This is a genomic window from Aliiroseovarius sp. PTFE2010 (assembly GCF_049943335.1).
GTDB lineage: Bacteria > Pseudomonadota > Alphaproteobacteria > Rhodobacterales > Rhodobacteraceae > JBNFVY01.
Genome location: NZ_JBNFVY010000016.1, coordinates 31,604 through 51,234, shown reverse-complemented (window position 1 = coordinate 51,234; position 19,631 = coordinate 31,604). Strand labels below are relative to the sequence as shown.

Annotated in this window: 25 protein-coding genes, 1 tRNA gene and 3 pseudogenes; 15 read left to right on the top strand and 14 right to left on the bottom strand. The window is 62.2% G+C overall.

The annotated features are described in order from the left end of the window. Positions 1-16: 16 nt before the first annotated feature. Positions 17-93 (top strand) — tRNA-Met (locus ACP2AV_RS15070). A gap of 276 nt (positions 94-369) precedes the next feature. Here ACP2AV_RS15070 and ACP2AV_RS15065 read toward each other — a convergent pair. Next, positions 370-1,689, bottom strand: a complete 1,320-nt coding sequence (locus ACP2AV_RS15065) for an MFS transporter (protein ID WP_426373601.1) — start codon at positions 1,687-1,689, stop codon at positions 370-372. 8 nt (positions 1,690-1,697) lie between these two features. Continuing rightward, the gene (locus ACP2AV_RS15060) at positions 1,698-1,958 is read right to left on the bottom strand and encodes a metal-sensing transcriptional repressor (protein WP_426373600.1); all 261 of its coding nucleotides are present in this window, start codon (positions 1,956-1,958) and stop codon (positions 1,698-1,700) included. A gap of 84 nt (positions 1,959-2,042) precedes the next feature. On the opposite strand from ACP2AV_RS15060, the gene ACP2AV_RS15055 reads away from it, so the two are divergent. The 3 genes from ACP2AV_RS15055 (at position 2,043) to ACP2AV_RS15045 (ending at position 3,830) form a co-directional block, all read left to right on the top strand. Next, positions 2,043-2,399, top strand: a complete 357-nt coding sequence (locus ACP2AV_RS15055; protein ID WP_426373599.1) for a hypothetical protein — start codon at positions 2,043-2,045, stop codon at positions 2,397-2,399. A 61-nt stretch (positions 2,400-2,460) separates the two neighbouring features. Continuing rightward, the gene (locus ACP2AV_RS15050; protein WP_426373598.1) at positions 2,461-3,189 is read left to right on the top strand and encodes a HupE/UreJ family protein; all 729 of its coding nucleotides are present in this window, start codon (positions 2,461-2,463) and stop codon (positions 3,187-3,189) included. A 17-nt stretch (positions 3,190-3,206) separates the two neighbouring features. Next, entirely contained in the window at positions 3,207-3,830 is a 624-nt protein-coding gene (locus ACP2AV_RS15045) for a transmembrane anchor protein (RefSeq protein ID WP_426373597.1), read from the top strand. A 379-nt stretch (positions 3,831-4,209) separates the two neighbouring features. Here ACP2AV_RS15045 and ACP2AV_RS15040 read toward each other — a convergent pair whose 3' ends face one another. From ACP2AV_RS15040 to ACP2AV_RS15025, 4 genes and pseudogenes are all read right to left on the bottom strand, one after another. Beyond that, complete coding sequence (locus ACP2AV_RS15040; RefSeq protein WP_426373596.1) at positions 4,210-4,338, bottom strand: hypothetical protein; 129 nt, start codon at positions 4,336-4,338, stop codon at positions 4,210-4,212. Between the two features lie 31 nt (positions 4,339-4,369). After that, positions 4,370-4,621, bottom strand: coding sequence for a hypothetical protein (locus ACP2AV_RS15035; protein ID WP_426373595.1), 252 nt, complete (start codon positions 4,619-4,621; stop codon positions 4,370-4,372). Continuing rightward, positions 4,621-5,271: a YcbK family protein gene (locus ACP2AV_RS15030; RefSeq protein ID WP_426373603.1), complete on the bottom strand. Its 651-nt coding sequence runs from the start codon at positions 5,269-5,271 to the stop codon at positions 4,621-4,623. Before ACP2AV_RS15030 ends, ACP2AV_RS15035 begins: the two co-directional genes overlap by 1 nt. After that, positions 5,245-5,658, bottom strand: a pseudogene (locus ACP2AV_RS15025) (acyl-CoA transferase); the annotation flags it as partial. The gene ACP2AV_RS15030 and the pseudogene ACP2AV_RS15025, both read right to left, overlap by 27 nt. An 88-nt stretch (positions 5,659-5,746) precedes the next feature. On the opposite strand from ACP2AV_RS15025, the gene ACP2AV_RS15020 reads away from it, so the two are divergent. Together ACP2AV_RS15020 and ACP2AV_RS15015 are read left to right on the top strand one after the other, a co-directional pair. After that, positions 5,747-6,031: a CopG family ribbon-helix-helix protein gene (locus tag ACP2AV_RS15020; RefSeq protein WP_426373594.1), complete on the top strand. Its 285-nt coding sequence runs from the start codon at positions 5,747-5,749 to the stop codon at positions 6,029-6,031. Beyond that, a complete protein-coding gene (locus ACP2AV_RS15015) occupies positions 6,019-6,309 on the top strand; it encodes a type II toxin-antitoxin system RelE/ParE family toxin (RefSeq protein WP_426373593.1) in 291 nt (96 codons plus the stop codon). The genes ACP2AV_RS15020 and ACP2AV_RS15015 overlap by 13 nt, the downstream gene beginning before the upstream one ends. Positions 6,310-6,324: 15 nt before the next feature. On the opposite strand, the pseudogene ACP2AV_RS15010 reads toward ACP2AV_RS15015, so the two are convergent. From ACP2AV_RS15010 to ACP2AV_RS14990, 5 genes and pseudogenes are all read right to left on the bottom strand, one after another. Then, a pseudogene (locus tag ACP2AV_RS15010) lies at positions 6,325-6,955 on the bottom strand (DUF6441 family protein). Beyond that, positions 6,952-7,266 carry a head-tail joining protein gene (locus ACP2AV_RS15005; protein WP_426373592.1) on the bottom strand — a complete coding sequence of 105 codons (315 nt, stop codon included), beginning with the start codon at positions 7,264-7,266 and terminating at the stop codon, positions 6,952-6,954. The pseudogene ACP2AV_RS15010 and the gene ACP2AV_RS15005 overlap by 4 nt, the downstream one beginning before the upstream one ends. Positions 7,267-7,276: 10 nt before the next feature. Further along, positions 7,277-8,299 carry a major capsid protein gene (locus ACP2AV_RS15000; protein ID WP_426373591.1) on the bottom strand — a complete coding sequence of 341 codons (1,023 nt, stop codon included), beginning with the start codon at positions 8,297-8,299 and terminating at the stop codon, positions 7,277-7,279. Between the two features lie 56 nt (positions 8,300-8,355). After that, a complete protein-coding gene (locus ACP2AV_RS14995; protein ID WP_426373590.1) occupies positions 8,356-8,736 on the bottom strand; it encodes a head decoration protein in 381 nt (126 codons plus the stop codon). Positions 8,737-8,766: 30 nt separating this feature from the next. Beyond that, positions 8,767-8,937: a hypothetical protein gene (locus tag ACP2AV_RS14990; protein WP_426373589.1), complete on the bottom strand. Its 171-nt coding sequence runs from the start codon at positions 8,935-8,937 to the stop codon at positions 8,767-8,769. A gap of 26 nt (positions 8,938-8,963) precedes the next feature. Between ACP2AV_RS14990 and ACP2AV_RS14985 the strand changes: the two genes are divergently transcribed. Next, a complete protein-coding gene (locus tag ACP2AV_RS14985; RefSeq protein WP_426373588.1) occupies positions 8,964-10,568 on the top strand; it encodes an ExeA family protein in 1,605 nt (534 codons plus the stop codon). 294 nt (positions 10,569-10,862) lie between these two features. Here ACP2AV_RS14985 and ACP2AV_RS14980 read toward each other — a convergent pair whose 3' ends face one another. Continuing rightward, positions 10,863-11,087: a Fur family transcriptional regulator gene (locus tag ACP2AV_RS14980; RefSeq protein WP_426373587.1), complete on the bottom strand. Its 225-nt coding sequence runs from the start codon at positions 11,085-11,087 to the stop codon at positions 10,863-10,865. A gap of 235 nt (positions 11,088-11,322) precedes the next feature. On the opposite strand from ACP2AV_RS14980, the gene ACP2AV_RS14975 reads away from it, so the two are divergent. The 4 genes from ACP2AV_RS14975 (at position 11,323) to ACP2AV_RS14960 (ending at position 14,904) form a co-directional block, all read left to right on the top strand. Next, complete coding sequence (locus ACP2AV_RS14975) at positions 11,323-12,204, top strand: metal ABC transporter substrate-binding protein (protein WP_426373602.1); 882 nt, start codon at positions 11,323-11,325, stop codon at positions 12,202-12,204. Positions 12,205-12,296: 92 nt separating this feature from the next. After that, a complete protein-coding gene (locus tag ACP2AV_RS14970; RefSeq protein ID WP_426373586.1) occupies positions 12,297-13,199 on the top strand; it encodes a manganese/iron ABC transporter ATP-binding protein in 903 nt (300 codons plus the stop codon). Further along, positions 13,196-14,056, top strand: coding sequence for a metal ABC transporter permease (locus ACP2AV_RS14965; RefSeq protein ID WP_426373585.1), 861 nt, complete (start codon positions 13,196-13,198; stop codon positions 14,054-14,056). Before ACP2AV_RS14970 ends, ACP2AV_RS14965 begins: the two co-directional genes overlap by 4 nt. Continuing rightward, positions 14,056-14,904 carry a metal ABC transporter permease gene (locus ACP2AV_RS14960; protein ID WP_426373584.1) on the top strand — a complete coding sequence of 283 codons (849 nt, stop codon included), beginning with the start codon at positions 14,056-14,058 and terminating at the stop codon, positions 14,902-14,904. Before ACP2AV_RS14965 ends, ACP2AV_RS14960 begins: the two co-directional genes overlap by 1 nt. A gap of 254 nt (positions 14,905-15,158) precedes the next feature. On the opposite strand, the pseudogene ACP2AV_RS14955 reads toward ACP2AV_RS14960, so the two are convergent. Both ACP2AV_RS14955 and ACP2AV_RS14950 read right to left on the bottom strand, forming a co-directional pair. Continuing rightward, positions 15,159-15,380: pseudogene (locus ACP2AV_RS14955) on the bottom strand (DUF1775 domain-containing protein); the annotation flags it as partial. Between the two features lie 182 nt (positions 15,381-15,562). Further along, the gene (locus ACP2AV_RS14950) at positions 15,563-15,928 is read right to left on the bottom strand and encodes a hypothetical protein (RefSeq protein ID WP_426373583.1); all 366 of its coding nucleotides are present in this window, start codon (positions 15,926-15,928) and stop codon (positions 15,563-15,565) included. A 317-nt stretch (positions 15,929-16,245) separates the two neighbouring features. On the opposite strand from ACP2AV_RS14950, the gene ACP2AV_RS14945 reads away from it, so the two are divergent. The 4 genes from ACP2AV_RS14945 to ACP2AV_RS14930 all read left to right on the top strand — a co-directional run bounded on the left by ACP2AV_RS14945 (position 16,246) and on the right by ACP2AV_RS14930 (position 19,608). Next, the gene (locus ACP2AV_RS14945) at positions 16,246-16,635 is read left to right on the top strand and encodes a hypothetical protein (RefSeq protein WP_426373582.1); all 390 of its coding nucleotides are present in this window, start codon (positions 16,246-16,248) and stop codon (positions 16,633-16,635) included. A gap of 115 nt (positions 16,636-16,750) precedes the next feature. Continuing rightward, on the top strand, positions 16,751-17,590 hold the full coding sequence (locus ACP2AV_RS14940; protein ID WP_426373581.1) for an MbnP family copper-binding protein: 840 nt from the start codon (positions 16,751-16,753) through the stop codon (positions 17,588-17,590). Positions 17,591-17,593: 3 nt separating this feature from the next. Next, positions 17,594-18,772, top strand: coding sequence for an MbnH family di-heme enzyme (locus tag ACP2AV_RS14935; protein WP_426373580.1), 1,179 nt, complete (start codon positions 17,594-17,596; stop codon positions 18,770-18,772). After that, complete coding sequence (locus ACP2AV_RS14930; RefSeq protein WP_426373579.1) at positions 18,769-19,608, top strand: copper uptake system-associated protein; 840 nt, start codon at positions 18,769-18,771, stop codon at positions 19,606-19,608. Before ACP2AV_RS14935 ends, ACP2AV_RS14930 begins: the two co-directional genes overlap by 4 nt. Positions 19,609-19,631 lie beyond the last annotated feature (23 nt).

Below are 19,631 nucleotides of genomic sequence, written 5' to 3'. Positions count from 1 at the left end.
CAATCAATACCTCTGTCGCGGGATGGAGCAGCCCGGTAGCTCGTCAGGCTCATAACCTGAAGGTCGTAGGTTCAAATCCTACTCCCGCAACCAAAAAAATACACAATATCAAACGCTTGAAGCCCGACCTAATCAGTCGGGCTTTTGCTTGTGCAGTCTACATCAACGCCACATCAACACCGGACCAGAAAAACCGCACCAGCGTGCATAAGCGGGCAGCGACAGGCCACCGCGTGCAAAGAAACGCGGCTCGCGGTACCGCTTACCGATGGAGCGAGCCTCCTTATGACCAATGCTGCGTTGTGGACGGATGGCCGCCTCGCCGGAAAAGGAGCGGCCTACTTCCGGTCTCAGTTTAGTTTCGCTGCCTCAAAAGTGTGTGGCCCAGCGGGGGTGACTCTCGTCGATGACCAAGGCGTGGCTGTGCCTGCGATGCCCTTGCAGATGCGGATGATCGAGCGGCAGGTTGTCGTGGGTATGCTCAAGCTCCACAGGATCGTTCGCGGGCCAGACTTTCAACGCAGCCAGCATTCCGCTCCCCGCGAGCAGGGCCAGACCGATCAGTGCGGGGACGACGCCGTAGACCGTCAGCAGCCAGCCCGACAGCGGATAGGTCACCAGCCAGCAGGCGTGGGACAGTGCGAATTGCGCCGCGAACAGCGCAGGGCGGTCCCCGGCATGGGCGGAGCGGCGCAGCAACCGGCCCGAAGGGGTGAGGACGGCGGAATACCCCAGCCCCACCAGCAGCCAGGCTGCCAGAAGGATGGACCAGCCGAGCCCGACTAACTGAACCGTGACCCCCAGCCCCAGCAATGTCGCCACCATCAGCGCGGCACCGCCGAACATCACGGGCCGGTCCGGCAGAGCATCCAGCACGCGCGGCAAAACCAGTGCCGCCGTCATGGAGCCCGCGCCAAAGGCGAACATCGTCCAGGCCAGAGCGCTTTCCGACAACTCGAGCGATCCCCGCACCAAGACCACCGTGTTGACCAGAACCATCGCGCCCGCTGCCGCCGCCGCGAGGTTCAGCGCTAGAAGCCCGCGCAGACGGGGCGTGGCCAGATAAATGCGGATCCCGCGTGTGGTGCGATCATACACCCCACGCGGCTCGCACGGGCGCGGGCTTGGAAGAAGGACCGAGACGACTAGAAGGGCCGAGGCGGCGAAACCGACGACCGTGCCGAGGAAAAGCGAGTTGTAGGACATCACCGCCAGCAGAAGCGCGGCCAGCGTCGGGCTGACGATGTTTTCCAGATCGTAGGCCAGCCGCGACAGCGACAGCGCGCGGGTATAGCGCGCCTCCTCGGGCAGAACGTCGGGGATCGTCGCCTGAAAGGTCGGCGTGAAGGCGGCGGAGGCCGATTGCAGCAGGAAGATCAGCACGTAGACCTGCCAAACCTCGGTCACGAAGGGCAGTGCCAGCGCCACACCCGCCCGCACCAGATCGAGCGTCACCAGGAGCGCGCGGCGCGGCACCCGGTCCGCGAAGGCCCCGGCAATGGGGGCGATGCCCACATAGGCCACCATCTTGATCGTGAAGACCGTGCCCAGCACCAGCGCCGCCCCGTCCCCCGCGAGATCAAAAGCCAGGAGCCCGAGGGCGACCGTCGCGAGCCCGGTTCCCAGAAGGGCGACGACCTGTGCCAGAAACAGATGGCGGTAGGTGCGGTCGGAGAGGATATCGAGCATGGCGGACCTCAGAGATAACGGGCGATCGTCCGCAGCTCGGCGCGATCAGTTTCGGAGCCCTCAGCGTCCAGACAATGGTCCATGTGGTCATGGATCAGCGCCCGCTTGGCGTTCGTGACGGCCTTTTCGACCGCCTGCATCTGCTGGGCGATCTCCAGGCAGGGCTTGCCCGCCTCGATCATCTCGATCACGGCGCGCAGATGGCCGTCAGCGCGTTTCAGCCGGGCGATCAGGGCGGGATGGGTTGCATGAACCGGGGGAGTTGTCATAGACAAGGCTTATCCTCCCCTGGGGGTTAAAACAAGATGGTGCCACAACGCACCACGCGAGCGACGAGCAGACAGGCAGAACCTATGACAACCTTGCGGACAATCGGAAAGGCCGCGTTCGCGACACTTCTCTGCGTGGCCGTGATTGTCTGGTCGGTGATGCCCACAACCTCGCATGCGCCTGCAATCCTCGACGTGCTTCAGGAGCATGCGGAGATGATCGTGGAGCATGGTCATTCGCATGGTCTGGACGAAGATATTCTCTGGGCCGCGCATGGACACAGCCACGACAGTGTCGATCACGATCACAGTCAGGCGGTCGTGCCTGGCCCCAATCGGTCGCCGCAGCCGCTCGACATCTACAGGACCGCATGGCGGCTGAGTTCGGCTACGTCGAATACGTTACGGACATACCAGATCGAACGACCTCCGCGCGTCTGATCGACCGCGCGCCATCGGCGCGTTGCACGCGATCATCAAACACAAATGCGGAGTTCAATCCATGAATACAGTCCATCGGGGCTGGACCGATCCCGGCATACGCCGGATCGTGATCCTGTCCTTAATCACGCTGTCGGCACTCGTTCTGAGTGCAGGCCATGCGCTTGCCCACAATGTCACACCCGGTGACGCGGGCTACATCCAGGAGATCTGGGGGGTGAACATCATCCCCTTCATGTATCTCGGCGCCAAGCACATGGTGACGGGTTACGACCACATCCTGTTCCTGCTCGGCGTCGTCTTCTTCCTTTACAAGATGAAGGACGTGGGCATCTATGTCAGCCTCTTCGCCCTCGGGCATTCGACCACAATGCTGGCGGGCGTCTGGTTCGGCTGGGGCGTCAACGCCTATATCGTCGACGCCATCATCGGCCTCTCTGTCGTCTACAAGGCGCTCGACAATCTGGGGGCCTACCAGCGCTGGTTCGGCTTTCAACCGAACACGAAGGCCGCAACGCTGATCTTCGGCTTCTTCCACGGCACGGGTCTGGCCACCAAGATCCTCGACTACAATATCGCCTCGGACGGGCTTCTGGCCAATCTCCTGGCGTTCAACGTAGGCGTCGAGCTGGGCCAGATCATGGCGCTCGCCGTGATCCTCATCATCATGGGCTACTGGCGGAAATCCCCGAACTTCTTCCGCCAGGCCTACACCGCCAACGTCGTCATGATGTCCATGGGGTTCATCCTCATGGGCCTGCAAATCACCGGCTATTTCGTAGCCACCTGAGAAAATTGGAGATCCAAATGTTCAACGCAGAAAAACCAAGCCTCGATGATCTGCCAAGCTCCGCGCAGCTCATCCGTTCCACCGCCATTGCGGCGGCCAGCGCGGTCGCGATTCTCGTGACCGTCGTGCTGCCCGCCGAATACAACATCGATCCGACCGGAATCGGCGGCGTTCTCGGGCTAAGCGAGATGGGTGAGATCAAGACCCAGCTCGCAGAGGAGGCCGAGGCCGACAGGTTGATGGAGCTTGAAGCACAGGAGCAGTCGAGCCTGATGAACGACTTCTTCGGGCTCTTCGTCGGCGCGGCACACGCACAGGAGGTCGAAGTCTGGCGCGACGAGACCACCTTCACTCTGGCACCCGGTGACAGTGCCGAATGGAAGCTGGTGATGGAAGAAGGCCAGGCGGTGGAATACCGGATGCTCGTTGAAGGCGGTCGCGTGAACTTCGACATGCATGGCCATGGTGGCGGTCAGTCGGTGACCTATGAGAAGGGCCGCGGCTCCACCGGAGACGAAGGCGAAATCGTCGCCGAGTTCGACGGCGAGCACGGCTGGTTCTGGCGCAACCGCGACAGCTCGGATGCGACCGTGACCGTGCAGGTGCGCGGTGAATATGCCGAGTTCAAGGACGCCAGCTGATGTCCGGGGCTGCCATTGCTGCACTACGCGGGATTGGCGGCCCCTACCTATCCACGCCAGCGGCCTGGTAGGGATTGCGCGTCCACAGCGAACGGCAACTGAGTCCCGCTCAGCAGACCTTGGTGTTTGGCGCAGCGTGGGTCAGTGATTGCCCCAATCAACGGGCGATGGCAGAATAGCCAGGCACCACTCTCGATCTGCCAGAGGTGCACAATTGCGCCCATTTCGGCGCGCGACAGAGGGAAAGGTCGCATGCCATCATGTCTGTGCAGCGACTCGCTGCCTTTCTTTGAACCTGTGAATCCGCGATACGGACCGGGCGTGACGGTGCGGTAGAGGAATCAGGCGCTTCCCGCAGGACACTTGCCCGGCCCGATCTTCACCCGCACGCCAGCGCCTGGTCGCGCAGGACAGCGTAATCGCTCAACATCCGAACGATCATTGCGCCTTCCGATAGAGCATCCACCTCGGCAGCGGCGCGCGCCTGGTCGGCGGTGCTGTAGGGCACTACGGGCGGGCATGACACGCCTGCGTTAGAGTTAGAACCGCCCGTCGCGCAGGCGCTGAGCCAGAGCACCGCGATCAGGGGGACGGCGGCTGGCGGCGTCCAGCATCTGGCGCTGAATTTCATGGGTTGTCTCCGATGTTTGCAAGCGTTCCGCCAGCCGCCCGGCACGCTCCCCCGCGCGGCGCAGGTTCAGCAGGAACAGGGCGATGGTGGCGGCGGCCAAAAGCAGGCCCAGCGCTTTGCGGGCCAGGCCGCTTGAAAGGGTGCTGATCAGCCATCCCATCACCTCTGGCCTCGCTTCCAGTCATCGATCCGGGCGTGGATGGCGACGGCAATGCCGATCAGGGCCACGGCAATGAACACCCAGCGCAGGGTGTCGAGGTAGGGCACCAGCGGCAGGATCGCGGATTGGGTTTCAGCCAAGACGTCCTGTGCCACCTCGACCCCTGCTGCGCCGACGGTCGCCACCCCCGCCGCGCCGCTGCCTTTCAGCGTGCGGCTCTCGGCCAGCACCTCGCGGGCGGGCGGCACCTCCGACACGAAGGACGTGGCGCGTGCGGGGAACGGCTCGCCCCAGGACCGCGCGGGCCCGAGGTCGATGTGCATGAAGCCTGAACGAGGATAGGTGCCGAAGCCCAGAAACCCCACAGCACGAGCGGCCTCGGCAAACGTCGCCGGGTCGTGGTTCGACATCGCGATATCGAACGCGGTTCCGAGCATGTGCTTGGAGCGCGGTGCCCCGCCCACGGCACGGTTGTGAGCCGGGCTGCGGTAGGCCGAGCGCACGATCAGCGGCTTGCCAAGCCGGTTGCGCAGGGTCTGCAGCTTGTCCATGGCCTCGGTGTTGATCTTGAGCGCGCCTTCGCGGCGACTGGCGATCTCGGCGGGGGAAAAGCTCGGCCAGCCGAGCTGGTCGGCCGTGGAATAGTGCAGAACCACCGGGATCACGGCGGCCTTCAGACTGGCCGCGCCCTCGACCGGCAGATCAACCGGCCGTGGCGCTTCCGCCTCGACCCAGTCGCAGAGCCCGCCCAGCGTGCGGTCGGCGGCAATCGTCGCGCCAACGCTGGCGCAGAGCGTGTCGAGAGCGGCGTCTCGAGTTGCGCCCTGCACGACCGCCTCGATCTCGGCGCGGTGCTGATAGTGGTAGCGCAGGGGCGAAAGCGTCACCTCGGGCTCGCCCGGCTCGCCATCGCGCAGGATCAGTAGCCCGTCGGCCGGGACGCGCTCGGGCAACACCTCGCCGCGCAGGGCAGTGGCGGATCCTGATTGCAGCAAGATGTGCAGCGCGGTGAGCATGGTTTCGCGTGGGGTGGGCATTTTGTTGCTCTTGCTGAATTGTGGCTTTTTTGAACGCCATCGATATGCTACAGGTAATACCAATGAATACTCTACTGGAGTCACCCGCATGAACGCCGTTCGCCCCATCGCCGTGAAACTCGATCAGGACACCCGTGACCGCCTCAAGCGGCTCGCGGATGCCAAGGATCGCTCGACCCATTGGATGCTGCGCGAGGCCGTGGCGCAATTCATCGGGCGCGAAGAGAAGCGCGAGGCGTTTCGTCAGGCTGGACTTCAGGCTTGGGAGGAATATCAGGCGACCGGTCAGCACGTCACCCATGAGGAAGCCGATACCTGGCTGGCCAAGTTGGAAGCAGGCGAAGAGGCAGACGTCCCTGAATGCCACAACTGATCTGGTCGCCCGCTGCGCTGCGGGATGTTGAACGGCTGTGTCACTTCCTTGCCGACAAGAACCCTGAGGCCGCCCGCCGCGCGGCCAGTTTGATCCGCGAAGGTATGCAGATCCTGCGTGATCAACCCGGTGCAGGCCGTCCGGTCGAAGATATGGAGCCGGAATTCCGCGAATGGTTCATTCCCTTTGGCGACACCGGCTATGTATCTCTTTATCGGTTTGACGGTGAAACAGCGGTTGTCCTCGCCGTTCGCCACCAGCGCGAGGCTGGTTATTGAGGACAATTCGCCAGATCAAATCTTGTCCTCCACCCAGTTGGCAGCGATCAGTTCGGGCACGCTGTCGAGCGCCCGGGCGGCATCCCGGTCGAGGTTCAGCCGCTTCGGCAGCTTGACCTGCGGCACCAACAAGAAGATTGGCGCTGTGACCCTCCCGCGCCCGGTCTTGGAGCGAGAGACCACCGCCTGACCCTTGGTATTCAGCCGTCCTTCCGCCACCAGCAGGCTGGGGCCGGTGCGCCGATAAACGAAGCGCAGGTGCAAACCGCGTCGACGCTCCCATTCGCCGGGGGGTGATCCTGCCGCCGCGCGTGGATTTTCCTGCGGCAGGCAACGGGATCGCCAGCCAGAAGCCGTCCTGCGAGCGGATCAACGGGCCGGTGTCGTGGGCTCCCACGATGACCGGTGCCTTGGACCAGACCAGCGCGGCGGCATCGAGACTTTCGCCCGATCTCGGGAAGTTCTGGTTGCGGATCGAGTTCGCAAGCCGTTTACCGAGCCCCGCGCCAGCGATCTGCCCGCGCCATGCTGTCTTCAGCCCAGTCCCGGCCTCGCGCATAGCAGCAGACACAGCGCGTTCGCCTGCCGCAACCTCCGCTGCCATCATCGCCACGATGTCCGGATCAATGTCGAGCTTCAGCTTCATGACGGTCGCAGGTCCAACGTCCAGATCAGGCGGTCGCTGTCACGCAAAGGCTCGCCCTGGATCGTGAAACTGTCGGTGCCTATCACGATCAGGTCACCCGTGCGGGGATCAGGCAGGTCGGAAACCCGTACATCCAGCACCATCGTATCACTGACGAAATGCGCAGCGCCGAACTCGGTGATACGATCCGGGGCGCGGCGGATCACCCGGATGGGCCTTTCTTCCGAGGTGGTGCCCGAGATCCACAATGCGGCCACCGCCATGGACGGGTTGGCATAGATCCGGTCCATGGCGACAGCAAAGACAGTCATGACGCGCCCGTTAGTTCGAGGTATGGAGGCGGATCGCGATGCGCGGCCGTTTGTTCACCGGCAGGATCGAGGCTTCCGTCATCAGATCGATCCAGCGGCCTTTCTCGTCCAGATGCTGGCGGGCGTAGAGCGGGAGACCCATGGTATTGGCGGCTTCCAGCAGGTTGGCCGGGCCGCCATAAGTGGTGAAGGTGTCCATCGTGCCGAGGGGGAAGGCGATCCCCTCACTGGCCGGGACCAGCCGTTCGCTTGCCTTGGTGGAAAGGGTGACGGTGCCCGAATATTCCTCGAACACGATGCCCGCGAAGGGAAAGTTGCGGCGCATATCTTCCCGCAGCGGCTGGGCCCCGGTGGCGGCATAGAACTTGTAGGCCTCCTCGGTCTTCGGGTGCGAGATCAGCTTGTCGAAGAACTCTCGGCTGACCAGCGCATGGACCGAGGACATCGCCTCGCCCAGTAAGTTGTCTTCGACTGCGCGCAAGACCTCGCGGACCTTGCCCTGCACATTGGTGCCCGCTGTGCCAAGCAGGAAGTCGACAGAAATCTGCGCCAGACCGAACTCGGTGAAGTAGTTGTAGAGAGTGGTGCCCGCGCCATCCTTCACGATGCCGCGCAGCGCGTTCATCTCCATGAACTCGCGGGTCTGTGCATGCTTGCGGCGCATCAGCTGCAGCTTGCGGTTCATCACCTCGACCAGCGGGTCGGCGCCATCGAACACGCCCAGCGCGGGTTGGCCTTGAATGTCGCCGGGCAGGATGACGTCGTCATGCGGGATCCATGGCAGGGCGAAGGACCGCATCGAGCGGCCCTCGCGGGTGCCGACCGTGGCTGGCCCGCCAAGGGGGACGGAGGGCAGCAGGTTCAGCACGCCCTCGTATTGCTCGATGATCACCGACCGCTGGCTGACGCCCTCAAAGCGAAAGAGACCGATCTGGCCAAGGCGGGTGTAGAGATTGGGCAGGATGTTGATGGCCTGCGTCATCTCGGCCAGCGAATAGCCGCCAGCGTCAAAGGGGTTGCGGACAAGGGTCATGAGGTGCTCCGGGGATGAAAGAGGAATGGATGTGAATGCGCTGGGCTGGTTCGGGATCAGACGCCGTCGCGGGCAATGATGCCGACGGCAGCCAGTTGGGTGATCTTGGCGGTGATCTTTGCCGCATCATCGACGGTGCCGTCGTAGGCGAGGCCCTCGCGCGATACGATGGCGGGGCCGCGCAGGACGACGATGCCGGTCGCATCCTCCAGCGTGGCATCGACCGCGTAGAGCAGCACGGCGCTGGCGGTTTGCGCCCCATCCGAGCCGGTTGCGGTCGACAGCTTGTATTTGCCGCTGGCGGTGATCTGGCCGAGCACGGAGCCGACCGGATAGGGCATGCCCTGCAGCAGGGTCACGACCTCGCGGGTGTAGTTCGGGTTAGCCTCATATTTGAGGACATCGCCCATGCTGGGCTGTTTCGTCAGGACGGGCATTGATCAGTCTCCATGGTTTGGGGGGCGAGTTCAGCGCGAGGTTGCGGCCGCCTTCTTCGCGGCGGCTATCAGCGGGCTGTCCTTGGCGGCAGCGGCTGACGGGGCGGTGGCGATGATGCCCGCTGCATCGCTGCGGGCGGCCAGATCGGCCAGCACGCGGGCACGCAGAACCGCACAGCCGGATTGAGGACTGGCTGGCAAACCTGCCGGAGAGTGGTCTGCGTGATATGTGTTCGTGGGAAAGATACTGCGCCTTCGCGCGTGAGCCTGAACGGCGCAAGGTCGGGGCAGATGCCCGTGTCGCGGTTAGTGGTACACATTACGAGGTCGATCCCGATCTCGCTGGCGAAGATGTGCTGCTCTGGTGGGGTCTCTTCGATACCGACCTCTTCGTTGAATGGAACGAGCGCCGCTTCGGTCCTTACCGTCCCTCTGGCGGACCAATCCCGCTGCGCCGCTATCGCAAGCCCGGCAAATCAGTCCGGAAAAAACGGTCCGAGGCGGTGGTGGCATTGGCTGACGCGATCAACCTGCCGCGTACGGTCGTCGCCGGGGGCAGCGAGCCGGATTATGTCGCCGAAATCGTTCCGTTTCGTGCTGTAGGTTTCGAGGATCCTGACCCTTGGCAGGAGCTGACCTTCGCCAGCGCGCTGGCGGCGCGGCGGGCAAACTCGGACCAGCTCCGCCGACCGCTGGGTGAGCTGGGCTCAACCGATCTCGCGCTCATCGCCGATCTGGTCGAGCGTACACTCGACAAGGCCGAGATCCGGACAGCCATCCGGGAACACTTCATGAGAACCCCGGAGAATGAAGGCATGCTGACGAGCAGGATCCGTGACCAGTTCAAAATCGCGAAGGACTGGCGCGAGGCCGGTCACTTCGAGACTGCGCGCATGAAGCAGATCAGCGCACACATTCGTGCGGCGATTATGGCCGGGCGGCTGATCGCAGTCTCCGGACCGGTGGGCGCCGGCAAGACTGTAGCGCTCAACTGTCTGAAATCGCAGATGACTGCCGAGGGCAAAGTGATTGTCGTCCGCAGCTTGTCGATAGAACGTCACCGGATCACGTTGTCCGGCCTGATCACCGCACTGTTTCTCGACATTTCCGGAGACCCAAACCTAAAGGTCCCGACGCAGCCCGAACGCCGCGAACGATTGCTTCAGGATCTGGTTCGTGCGGAACAAAAACCCGTCGCGCTGTTCATTGACGCAGCCCATGATCTGCACGGGCAGACGCTGAACGGGCTGAAACGGCTCATCGAGATGGTCGACGAAGGAGGCGGCACACTTTCCGTTGTGCTGGTGGGACACCCCCGCCTTCACAACAACCTGCGACGCCCCGTCATGGAGGAAATCGGGCACCGGACCGCGAAGATTGAGTTCGGCGGTCTCGGCGACGAGGGCGGTGCCTTCATCGACTGGCTGCTCAAGTCTTGCCTTGCCGATGGTGTAAAGCAGAACGATGTCATCACCGCCGACGCCCGTGCATTTCTTGCGGAAACTATGGCAACACCACTCCAGATCATCGAACATTTGAACCGCGCCTTCATGGACGTCTTTCGCCTCGGTGCGGACATCGTGACGCGCGAGATCGTTGAGGATACGATCTCGGCCGGTTTCGAAGATCTCGACGCGCGCCTGACCCGCATCGGCTATCCGCCTAAGGCGTTCGCCGACCAGTTCGATACGCGTTTGCCCGAAATCCGCAGGTTCCTGACCGGCAGGCTCGATACTGAACGTACCGAAGAGATTACCGCCATGATGCGCCGGGCGGGTTTGCCGGTCTGCTCGCCTGCACCATTCTCACATAGCATGGTTCGGGCGCGATGATTGCAGCCCGTTCTCACAAAGCGCGGTCATATTCGCAGACAATGTGATCAGAATACCTCCGATAGTCGCAGGTAATCTGGTCCCAAAAGGCCGATAATTGCGGTTCAAGCTGTCGATGATTGCAGTTCGTTACCCTTAGTGGTCTGAAATAGTGACGGATTGACTGTAGCTTGCATCTGCCAGAGCAGTTGGCACTCGTGAGGAATACCAATATCGCCGCTGGGCATTGGGCGCTGATGCGGCTGGAAAAACGACAACCTCAGACGTCATCTGGAAAAGGGCAATTTCCGAGCCCTAATTTCTGTTTTTGGGTCGGACATAGATTTCGAGGCGATGCCCGCCGATTTCGAAGCCGTTCTCATCCGCGATTTTCTGTTGAAGTACCTCAATCTCATGGCACCGAAACTCGATGACCTCATCCGTCTCGACGTTGACAAAGTGATCGTGATGTTCTGAGCCGCTGGCCTCATAGCGCGCGCCAGGATGCGACGCCGTCCTCGGAAATGCGGCGCGTGTCATAGTTCAGTGTCATTGTTGGCTATCTTGTTGTGAATGAGTCGCAATAATGCCGCACGGAGGGTGGAGTCGAGGTCAAGTAACTGTTGAGAATGAATTGCAGTTGCATAGCGGGCAGGATGCGCTATCACTATTGCGACTCATTCGCATCTGGGAAGCGGTTTGCGGGTGTTCGAGATCTATTTGGGTCAGGAAACCAGGAAAGGACCTTGCTATGACTTTGACGATGACGCGGTTGATGGGGGCTGTGGCCGCAACCGCACTGATGACCGGCGCCGCCTTCGCTGACGAGGGACGAATGAAGGTTGTCACCACCTTCACGGTTCTGGCGGATATGGCTCAACATGTGGCGGGCGATGCCGCCGATGTGGTCTCGATCACCAAGCCGGGGGCGGAGATCCACGGTTATGAACCGACGCCGCAAGACATCGTGCGGGCGCAGGATGCCGATCTCATCCTCTGGAACGGCATGAATCTCGAGCTTTGGTTCGAACAGTTTCTGGGCAACCTGGACGACGTGCCCTCAGCCACGCTCACGGATGGTATCGATCCCATCTCGATCTCTGCCGGCGCCTATGAGGGCCAGCCGAACCCGCATGCCTGGATGGGGCTCGACAACGCGCTGGTCTATATCGACAACATCCTGGAGGCCTTTGCCGAACACGATCCCGAAAATGCGGCGACCTATGTTGCCAATGCTTCGGCCTACAAGGACGATTTACGATCCACGCTCGAGCCGCTGAGGGCCGAGATTTCCACAATCCCCGAGGCACAGCGCTGGCTGGTGACCTGCGAAGGCGCTTTCAGCTATCTTGCCCGCGACTTCGCCATGAAGGAACTTTACCTCTGGCCGATGAACGCCGATCAGATGGGCACGCCGCAGCAGGTGCGTGCGGTGATTGACGGGGTTCGGGAAAACGACATCCCGGTGGTCTTTTGTGAAAGCACCGTCAATACGGCGCCGGCCGAGCAAGTGGCGCGGGAAACCGGCGCGCATTACGGCGGGGTCCTGTATGTCGATAGTCTCTCGGAACCCGACGGCCCGGTTCCCACTTATCTCGACCTGCTCAAGGTGACGTCCCAGACGGTGGCGGACGGTCTGACGGCAGGCACGAACTGAGACTTTCCTTTCCGCAGTGGCCTGTCGGGAGCGCTAGCTTCTGACAGATCTTTGCCGTTTCAGGCGCCGACCTTTCCGGCAGAAAGCACGATATGAAGCAAGACATGCAGGTGAACGGATCCAAGGCATCGAACAACAGTGATCCGGGGGGCGGTATCCAGGCGCGCGACGTGACCGTGACCTATCGCAACGGCCATACGGCCTTGCGCAACGCCTCGTTCGAGATCCCCCGTGGCACGGTGACGGCCCTTGTGGGTGTGAACGGCGCCGGAAAATCCACCCTGTTCAAGGCGATCATGGGGTTCGTTCCGGTGGCCAAAGGGCACATCCGGCTCCTTGGCCTTGATGTGAAGCGGGCGCTGAAGCGCAACCTCGTCGCATATGTGCCGCAATCCGAAGAGGTCGATTGGTCCTTTCCGGTTCTCGTGGAAGATGTGGTCATGATGGGACGCTATGGGCATATGGGCTTTTTGCGCCGCCCCCGTCAGGCTGACCGTGATGCCGTAGAGAGGGCGCTTGGGCGCGTGAACATGCAGGACTATCGCCACCGCCAGATTGGAGAGCTGTCCGGCGGGCAGAAAAAGCGTGTCTTCCTCGCCCGCGCGCTCGCACAGGACGGACAGGTGATCCTGCTTGACGAGCCCTTTACCGGCGTTGACGTGAAAACCGAGGAGCAGATCATCGCGCTCTTGCGCGAGTTGCGCGACGAGGGGCGGGTGATGCTTGTCTCGACCCACAACCTTGGGACCGTGCCGGAGTTCTGCGATCGCACCGTTCTGGTGAAGGGCACGGTGCTGGCCTGTGGTCCAACCGAGACGACCTTTACCCGCGAAAACCTCGAAGCAGCTTTCGGGGGCGTGCTGCGGCACTTCACCTTGGGCGGCGCGGATCTGCACGACGACGATGACGCGCGCAAACTGTCGATCCTGACCGACGACGAACGGCCCTTTGTGCAATACGGCGAAAAGACAAAGGTCGCGGAGGAGTCGGAATGAGCGTTCTTCTCGAACCGTTCACCTATGGCTACATGACCAATGCGATGTGGGTTTCGGCCCTTGTGGGCGCGGTCTGCGCCTTTCTTTCCTCTTACCTGATGCTCAAGGGCTGGTCGCTGATCGGCGACGCGCTCTCGCATTCGGTCGTGCCCGGCGTCGCCGGCGCCTATATCCTTGGCCTGCCTTTTGCACTCGGCGCCTTCCTTTCGGGTGGGCTGGCCGCAGCGGCGATGCTGTTCCTTTCGGATCGTTCCGGGCTGAAGGTCGATGTCATCATCGGTATCATCTTCACCTCTTTCTTCGGGCTGGGCCTGTTCATGGCCTCGGTCAATCCGATGGCGGTCTCGATCCAGACCATCACCATGGGCAATATCCTGGCGATCACACCCGAAGACACGTTGCAACTGGCGATTATCGGTTTCGTCTCGCTGGGCATCCTGATTCTGAAATGGAAGGACCTCATGGTCGTCTTTTTTGACGAAAGCCACGCGCGCTCGATCGGATTGCGCCCCGGCCTGCTGAAGGCGGTGTTCTTCGTGCTGTTGTCAGCCTGCGTGGTGGCGGCGATGCAGACGGTTGGTGCCTTCCTCGTCATAGCCATGGTTGTGACGCCGGGGGCCACGGCTTATCTGCTGTGCGACCGTTTCCCACGGCTCATCGTCACCTCTGTCGCCATCGGCACGGTGACGAGTTTCTTTGGCGCCTATGTCAGCTATTTCCTCGACGGTGCAACCGGTGGGATTATTGTCGTCTTGCAAACGCTGATTTTTCTCGGTGTCTTCATCTGGTCGCCCAAGCACGGGCTGCTGGCTGCGCGTCGCAAGGCGGCGCAGGCCCTTCAAGCGGAAGGGGTTTGATGATGGATACGCTGCTTTTGCCCTTCCAGTTCGGTTTCATGCAGAATGCCTTCTGGATTTCGCTGATCGTCTCGGTGCCAACGGCGCTGCTGTCGTGCTTTCTGGTGCTCAAGGGCTGGGCCCTGATGGGGGATGCCGTCAGCCATGCGGTGTTGCCCGGCATAGTTCTGGCCTATATTCTTGGCTTCCCGCTGATCGTCGGGGCGTTTTGCGCTGGCATGGTGACGGCTCTTGCTACGGGCTATCTCTCTGAGAACAGTCGCGTGAAACAGGACACCGTCATGGGTGTGGTTTTCTCGGGCATGTTCGGGCTGGGGATCGTGCTCTATGTCTCGATCCACACCAATGTGCATCTCGACCACATTCTGTTCGGGAACATGTTGGGCGTGGGGGCAGGGGATCTGTGGACGGCCGGACTGATTTCGACCGTTGTTGCCGTTGCGCTGCTGCTGAAATGGAAGGATCTGATGTTGCACGCCTTCGATCCGGCGCAGGCGCGCGCTTCGGGGCTGCCGGTCGGGCTGTTGCACTACGGCTTGCTCACGATCCTGTCGCTGACCATCGTGGCGACGCTTTCGGCCACCGGGCTGATCCTGGCCGTTGGGTTGCTGATCACCCCCGGCGCAATCGCCTTCCTGTCGGTGCGCAGCTTCGCAAAGATGCTGGCGGTCTCGGTTGCGGTCTGCATGATATCGATGCTTGCGGGGACATATCTCAGCTTTTTTCTCGACAGTGCGCCTGCGCCGACGATTGTCCTGATCTTGACTGCGATCTTTCTGGTGGCTTTCGTGCGCAGAGGGCTGCAGACCCGGCGCGCCTCGGCCGGCGTTGCGCCTCTTGAGAGTTAACGTGCATACAGGTTTTCCGTGACAGGTTGAGGGCTGCAGGAAAGGCTTGCGGCGCCCGTCACTGAGATCAGTCCGATGGCAAGAAAGCACTGCGCCGCCCACGGGATGGCCGTCTGCCGATGCGACGCGCCAGTTCAGAACATATGTCCCTTCGCCCCCGTCCGGGGGGGACGAGATATCCAGACCATGTCCGGCGCCCGTGGCCCTTGCTTCGGCGGTGCTGCCGTCTGGCAGGCGCCGGGTGTCACAGTCTCCAGGTCCCAGCCTGCTTTGGGCATGGGCTTCACGGCAATCACCCCTTCGGGGATCTGAACCCGTAGGGTTGTGGTGGCTTCACCGCCGCAGCCATGGCCGATCCGGATCACCGCCTTGTAGGTTGATCCCTGCGCCGCTTCGGATTGTTCCAGCGTTGCATGGGCGAAGGCCGCCGGGACGGTCAGGCTGAGCACTGCAAGTGTTGAGAGGATGGTTTTCATGGTGTTTCTCCTTTTTGGGCATGGGAAAAATGTGGATCGGATGCCCAGCCGACCCGGCGCATCCGGCAGAAAGCCAGTGCGCGATTCTAAAAAGATGGAAGGTGTTGAAACGCCTGAGCCGACACGGAGAACACTGCCCTGGACCGGTTCGGTCAGCGCATGGTCCTGAGGTCAGGCGACGATCAGATCAGGACGGGAGGCGCGCGCGGTCGATGTGCTGCAGAGGCAGAGGAGTGAACGATTGCCAGTTCGATCGTCTCTGGACGGAAGGTCGCGAAACTGGCGGGTTCAGCAAGCGCCCCGAGCCAAAACTGCAAGCCAACCATGGCCAGAGCGACGCTCAGACATTTCGGCGCAGAATGCGGCTCGTCAGATGTGGGCTGGGTGTCGCGGATGTCGCCATCGGCGCCCATCCAGACCTCTTTGGGCCCCTCGGGGGTACAGAGGACAAGTTGCATGCCATCGGCGCTGGCGGTTCGCATCATGCCCTGGGGCACCGTGCCCGACAGGATCAGGCCCACGAGAAGCAGAACGCGCAACGCGATCATGCTCACAGCTGCGTTTTGCATTGTGATCAATGCTTTCCCAGCTATGGCGACGGATGACCGCTGCAAAATGTACCCTCCCGGTGCATGTTTTCTAGGCGAAACCTCCGTGCCTCACAAGCGGACGACTGACTGTAAAAACACGTGACGGGCAATTGCTGCGGCGATTTGTCCGAAATCCGTCTTGTGAACAAAAAGCCCCCGGAAAAGCTACCGCGCCGCGCCTGTTTTCGCAAATGGCGTGTGGGGAATGGCACCGCGCGAAACAGCGCCGATTGCCCATCCGTCGCGCGCTGCGTAAGGTTCCAACAGGAGGAGCCATGATCAGGTTGCGGACCCACAGCTCGTATATCCGGGACACCGGCGTGGCCTTGGCTGCGCTGGCGATCTGGATGCTGTGCCTTCTGGCGCCTTTACATCAGTCTGCGGGAACTTTGCGGGACATGGCCAAGGCCGGGGTGGATATCTCTGGAGCGTGGTCTCTCTGCGTCACGCTTGCCGAAGGGGATGTCGATCCGGCCAAATCCGTCCCCGATTGTCCTGCGCAAGGGGTGTCTAAATCCGGTCTCGCACACGGGCCTGCGCCGGTCGTAATCGCGGCGGTCTGGGACTTGTCTGGACATATCGCCCCAACGCCCAGCCCGCAAAGGCCACGCGCGCAGGCGCGGCTCGGCCCCATTCAGCCGCGCGCGCCTCCTCTGACAATCTGACATTCCCGACAATGCCGCGCTCCCGTCTTTTGTGCCGGGAGGTTTGAGGCATGTCATCGCAAGATCGCGGGGTGGTTCAGCCGCCCTGTTTCAATCCCATGAGGAGTATCATGCCATGAAGCATGTTCTGACGACCGGCGTTTTTCTGGCGCTTTCCACCCCGGCGTTTGCCGATCAATCCGTATCGATCAATTTCGTCGCCGAAATCGGCGGCAAGCCATTTTCCTGCACCGAAACCTACGATGGCCTTGGCAGCACCGACGCCAGCGTCGCGGGCACCGATTACCGAATGTTCGTGTCCGCCCCCGCGCTGGTTCGCGCCGACGGGTCGCTGCAGCCCATTGCGCTTGAGCAGGACGGAAAATGGCAGCTTGACGATGTTGCCTTGCTGGACTTTGAGGACGGAGCGGCGGGCTGCAACGGCACCGGCAATCCGGACATGAACACCAGCCTGGGCGGCACCGTGCCCGAGGGCGATTACCAGGGGCTGGCCTTTACCGTCGCCGTGCCTTTCGACAAGAATCATGGCGACCCGACGCTTGCGCCCGCACCGCTCAACGCCACGTCGATGTTCTGGAACTGGCAGAACGGTTACCGCTTTGTGCGGATCGACATGGTGCCGACCGACAAGAAAGAGGGTGGACCGAAAGGCTGGTTCCTGCATCTGGGTTCGACCATGTGTGCGGCGCAATCAAAGACCGAGGCGCCGAGCGCCTGCGCCAACCCGAACCATATGCCCGTTCTCTTCACAGAGTTCGATCCCGCAACTCACGTCGTGGTCGTCGATCCAGCGCCGGTCGTGGTGGGGGCGGATCTGCGGATCAACGCCCCGGAAACCTCGCCCGGCTGCATGTCCTTTCCGGGGGATAGCGACTGCCTGACGGTGATGGAAAAGCTGGGCCTGCCCTATGGCGATATTCCGGCCGGAACGCAGCAACTCGTCACGGTGCGCTAAGCCATGCGCCGGGAACTGGTCGTGGTGTGCATGCTGGTGACCTCGGTGGCATTTGCCGCCGGGGCCGCGAGCCAGTCGGACGAGGGGGACACCCCCTTCGTCTGGCCGATCCCCGCATGGATGGCGCCGCCGCCGGTCCCCGAGGACAACCCGATGACGTCGGCCAAGGTCGAGCTTGGCCGACGTTTGTTCTATGATTCCCGGCTGTCGCGGGACGGCACCGTGGCCTGTGCCTCTTGCCATGAACAGGCGCGTGCCTTCACCGATGGACGGGCACTTGCTGTCGGGATCAATGAAACTGTCGGTATCCGAAACGTGCCCAGCGTTGCCAATGTTGGTTACTATCCGCAGCTCACCTGGGGCAATCCGCATATGACCTCGCTCGAGTTTCAGGCGCTGATCCCGATGTTCGGCGATAACCCGGACGAAATGGGCAGCAACGGGCGCGAGGCGGAGATCTTTGCCCGGCTTGCCGCCGATCCCTGGTATGCCGAGGCCTTTCCGGCCGCCTTCCCTGAACGACCCAAGGTCGATCTTTTCACCGTCACCCGAGCGCTGGGCGCATTCCAGCGCACGCTGATCTCGCTCGACAGCCCCTATGACCGGTTCAAGTATTGGGGCGAGGAAGACGCGCTTTCAGACGCGGCCAAACGGGGCGAGCAGCTGTTCTTCGATCACCGGTTCGAATGCTATCACTGCCATGTGGGTGTCCTGTTCACCGACAACCTTCAAACCACGCGCAGTGCGCTGTCCGAGACCGGCAGTCACAATACCGGCCTCTACAATATCGGCGGTGCAGGACATTATCCGGCGCAGGCGACGGGTTTTTACGAATTCACCGGGCACCCGTCCGACATGGGCCGGTTCCGCACCCCGAGCCTGCGCAATGTCGGTGTGACCGGCCCCTATTTTCACGACGGATCCGCCGAAACGCTGGAAGAGGTCTTGGCCCATTACGCGCGCGGCGGGCGCGAGATCGCCGAAGGACCACATGCCGGGGACGGAGCGCAGAACCCACACAAGGACGGCATGATCGTGGGCTTCAAGGCGTCCGAGCAGGAGATTGCAGAGCTCATAGCCTTCCTCGAGAGCCTCACGGACGAAGGGTTCCTCACGAATCCCGCCTATGCGGACCCATGGCCCGCGGGCCATCCCGCCAGTGTCGAGAGGGTGATGCCATGAGAGGGCTGGTCCTGCTTCTGATACTGCTGGCGCGACCGGTTCTGGCGCATGAGTTCTTTCTCGGCGATCTTCAGATCATCCACCCGGCGATCCCCGCCACGCCGGTCGGTGCCCGCTCGGCTGCGGTCTATATGGCGCTTTCCAACGAGGGCGACGAGGATGAACGCTTGCTGGGCATCGAAACGCCCTTTGGCAGGGTTCGTTTCCTTGAGCCGGTCATCGATGCCGCGGGCAACACCGAAATGCGCGAACGGGCCTGGCTCGATATCCCGGCAGGCGAGATCGTCCTGCTGGCGCGGGGCGAAATGCGCGGCAGCCTTGCCAATGTGAACCGACCGCTGATCGAAGGTGGCGAACTGACCGGCACCATGATCTTTGAGAAACGCGGGCGTTTCGACATGTTTTTCATGATCGACCCGGTCGAAAGCGAAACCGAGCACGATCCGGTTTCTCAGCCGCGCGCGAAGGTGGATGAAACCGACCGGGCGCGCGACATCGCCGACATCGCGCGCGCCCTGCGCACGGCATTGGACGCGCCACAAGCGCTGATCGCGCCGATTGCGCTGGCCGGCGATATGGCGATTGCTGGGTGGACGACGGGCGACACCGGTGCGCGCGCCTTTTTGCGGCGCGGCGCGAACGGCTGGAACGTCGAACTCTGGTCGAACGACAGCCTGCTTCTCCCCGCCACCCTGACCAGCCTCGGGGTGCCGCGCACCGATGCGGGTCGGCTTTTGGCCGAGGTCGAGGCGCAGGAAACCGCGCTTGGCCAGGCATTTTCGACGCGGTTCGATGCTTTCCCGGGCACCGCCTATGTCACGGGGGAACAAGAATGAACGTGCCCCGATCACATCCTCAC

What these genes read in the sequence shown, in the direction of transcription:
- ACP2AV_RS15035 (WP_426373595.1), bottom strand. Translation starts at nt 4,621, where the DNA reads ATGGGATGGCTGATCAGCACCCTTTCAAGCGGCCTGGCCCGCAAAGCG.
- ACP2AV_RS14930 (WP_426373579.1), top strand. Translation starts at nt 18,769, where the DNA reads ATGAGAGGGCTGGTCCTGCTTCTGATACTGCTGGCGCGACCGGTTCTG.
- ACP2AV_RS14975 (WP_426373602.1), top strand. Translation starts at nt 11,323, where the DNA reads ATGGGGGCTGTGGCCGCAACCGCACTGATGACCGGCGCCGCCTTCGCT.
- ACP2AV_RS15020 (WP_426373594.1), top strand. Translation starts at nt 5,747, where the DNA reads ATGAACGCCGTTCGCCCCATCGCCGTGAAACTCGATCAGGACACCCGT.
- ACP2AV_RS14980 (WP_426373587.1), bottom strand. Translation starts at nt 11,087, where the DNA reads ATGACACGCGCCGCATTTCCGAGGACGGCGTCGCATCCTGGCGCGCGC.
- ACP2AV_RS14960 (WP_426373584.1), top strand. Translation starts at nt 14,056, where the DNA reads ATGATGGATACGCTGCTTTTGCCCTTCCAGTTCGGTTTCATGCAGAAT.
- ACP2AV_RS15050 (WP_426373598.1), top strand. Translation starts at nt 2,461, where the DNA reads ATGAATACAGTCCATCGGGGCTGGACCGATCCCGGCATACGCCGGATC.
- ACP2AV_RS15065 (WP_426373601.1), bottom strand. Translation starts at nt 1,689, where the DNA reads ATGCTCGATATCCTCTCCGACCGCACCTACCGCCATCTGTTTCTGGCA.
- ACP2AV_RS14985 (WP_426373588.1), top strand. Translation starts at nt 8,964, where the DNA reads ATGTGTTCGTGGGAAAGATACTGCGCCTTCGCGCGTGAGCCTGAACGG.
- ACP2AV_RS14945 (WP_426373582.1), top strand. Translation starts at nt 16,246, where the DNA reads ATGATCAGGTTGCGGACCCACAGCTCGTATATCCGGGACACCGGCGTG.
- ACP2AV_RS15005 (WP_426373592.1), bottom strand. Translation starts at nt 7,266, where the DNA reads ATGACTGTCTTTGCTGTCGCCATGGACCGGATCTATGCCAACCCGTCC.
- ACP2AV_RS15000 (WP_426373591.1), bottom strand. Translation starts at nt 8,299, where the DNA reads ATGACCCTTGTCCGCAACCCCTTTGACGCTGGCGGCTATTCGCTGGCC.
- ACP2AV_RS15055 (WP_426373599.1), top strand. Translation starts at nt 2,043, where the DNA reads ATGACAACCTTGCGGACAATCGGAAAGGCCGCGTTCGCGACACTTCTC.
- ACP2AV_RS14965 (WP_426373585.1), top strand. Translation starts at nt 13,196, where the DNA reads ATGAGCGTTCTTCTCGAACCGTTCACCTATGGCTACATGACCAATGCG.
- ACP2AV_RS14935 (WP_426373580.1), top strand. Translation starts at nt 17,594, where the DNA reads ATGCGCCGGGAACTGGTCGTGGTGTGCATGCTGGTGACCTCGGTGGCA.
- ACP2AV_RS14950 (WP_426373583.1), bottom strand. Translation starts at nt 15,928, where the DNA reads ATGATCGCGTTGCGCGTTCTGCTTCTCGTGGGCCTGATCCTGTCGGGC.
- ACP2AV_RS15045 (WP_426373597.1), top strand. Translation starts at nt 3,207, where the DNA reads ATGTTCAACGCAGAAAAACCAAGCCTCGATGATCTGCCAAGCTCCGCG.
- ACP2AV_RS14970 (WP_426373586.1), top strand. Translation starts at nt 12,297, where the DNA reads ATGAAGCAAGACATGCAGGTGAACGGATCCAAGGCATCGAACAACAGT.
- ACP2AV_RS15060 (WP_426373600.1), bottom strand. Translation starts at nt 1,958, where the DNA reads ATGACAACTCCCCCGGTTCATGCAACCCATCCCGCCCTGATCGCCCGG.
- ACP2AV_RS15015 (WP_426373593.1), top strand. Translation starts at nt 6,019, where the DNA reads ATGCCACAACTGATCTGGTCGCCCGCTGCGCTGCGGGATGTTGAACGG.
- ACP2AV_RS14940 (WP_426373581.1), top strand. Translation starts at nt 16,751, where the DNA reads ATGAAGCATGTTCTGACGACCGGCGTTTTTCTGGCGCTTTCCACCCCG.
- ACP2AV_RS14995 (WP_426373590.1), bottom strand. Translation starts at nt 8,736, where the DNA reads ATGCCCGTCCTGACGAAACAGCCCAGCATGGGCGATGTCCTCAAATAT.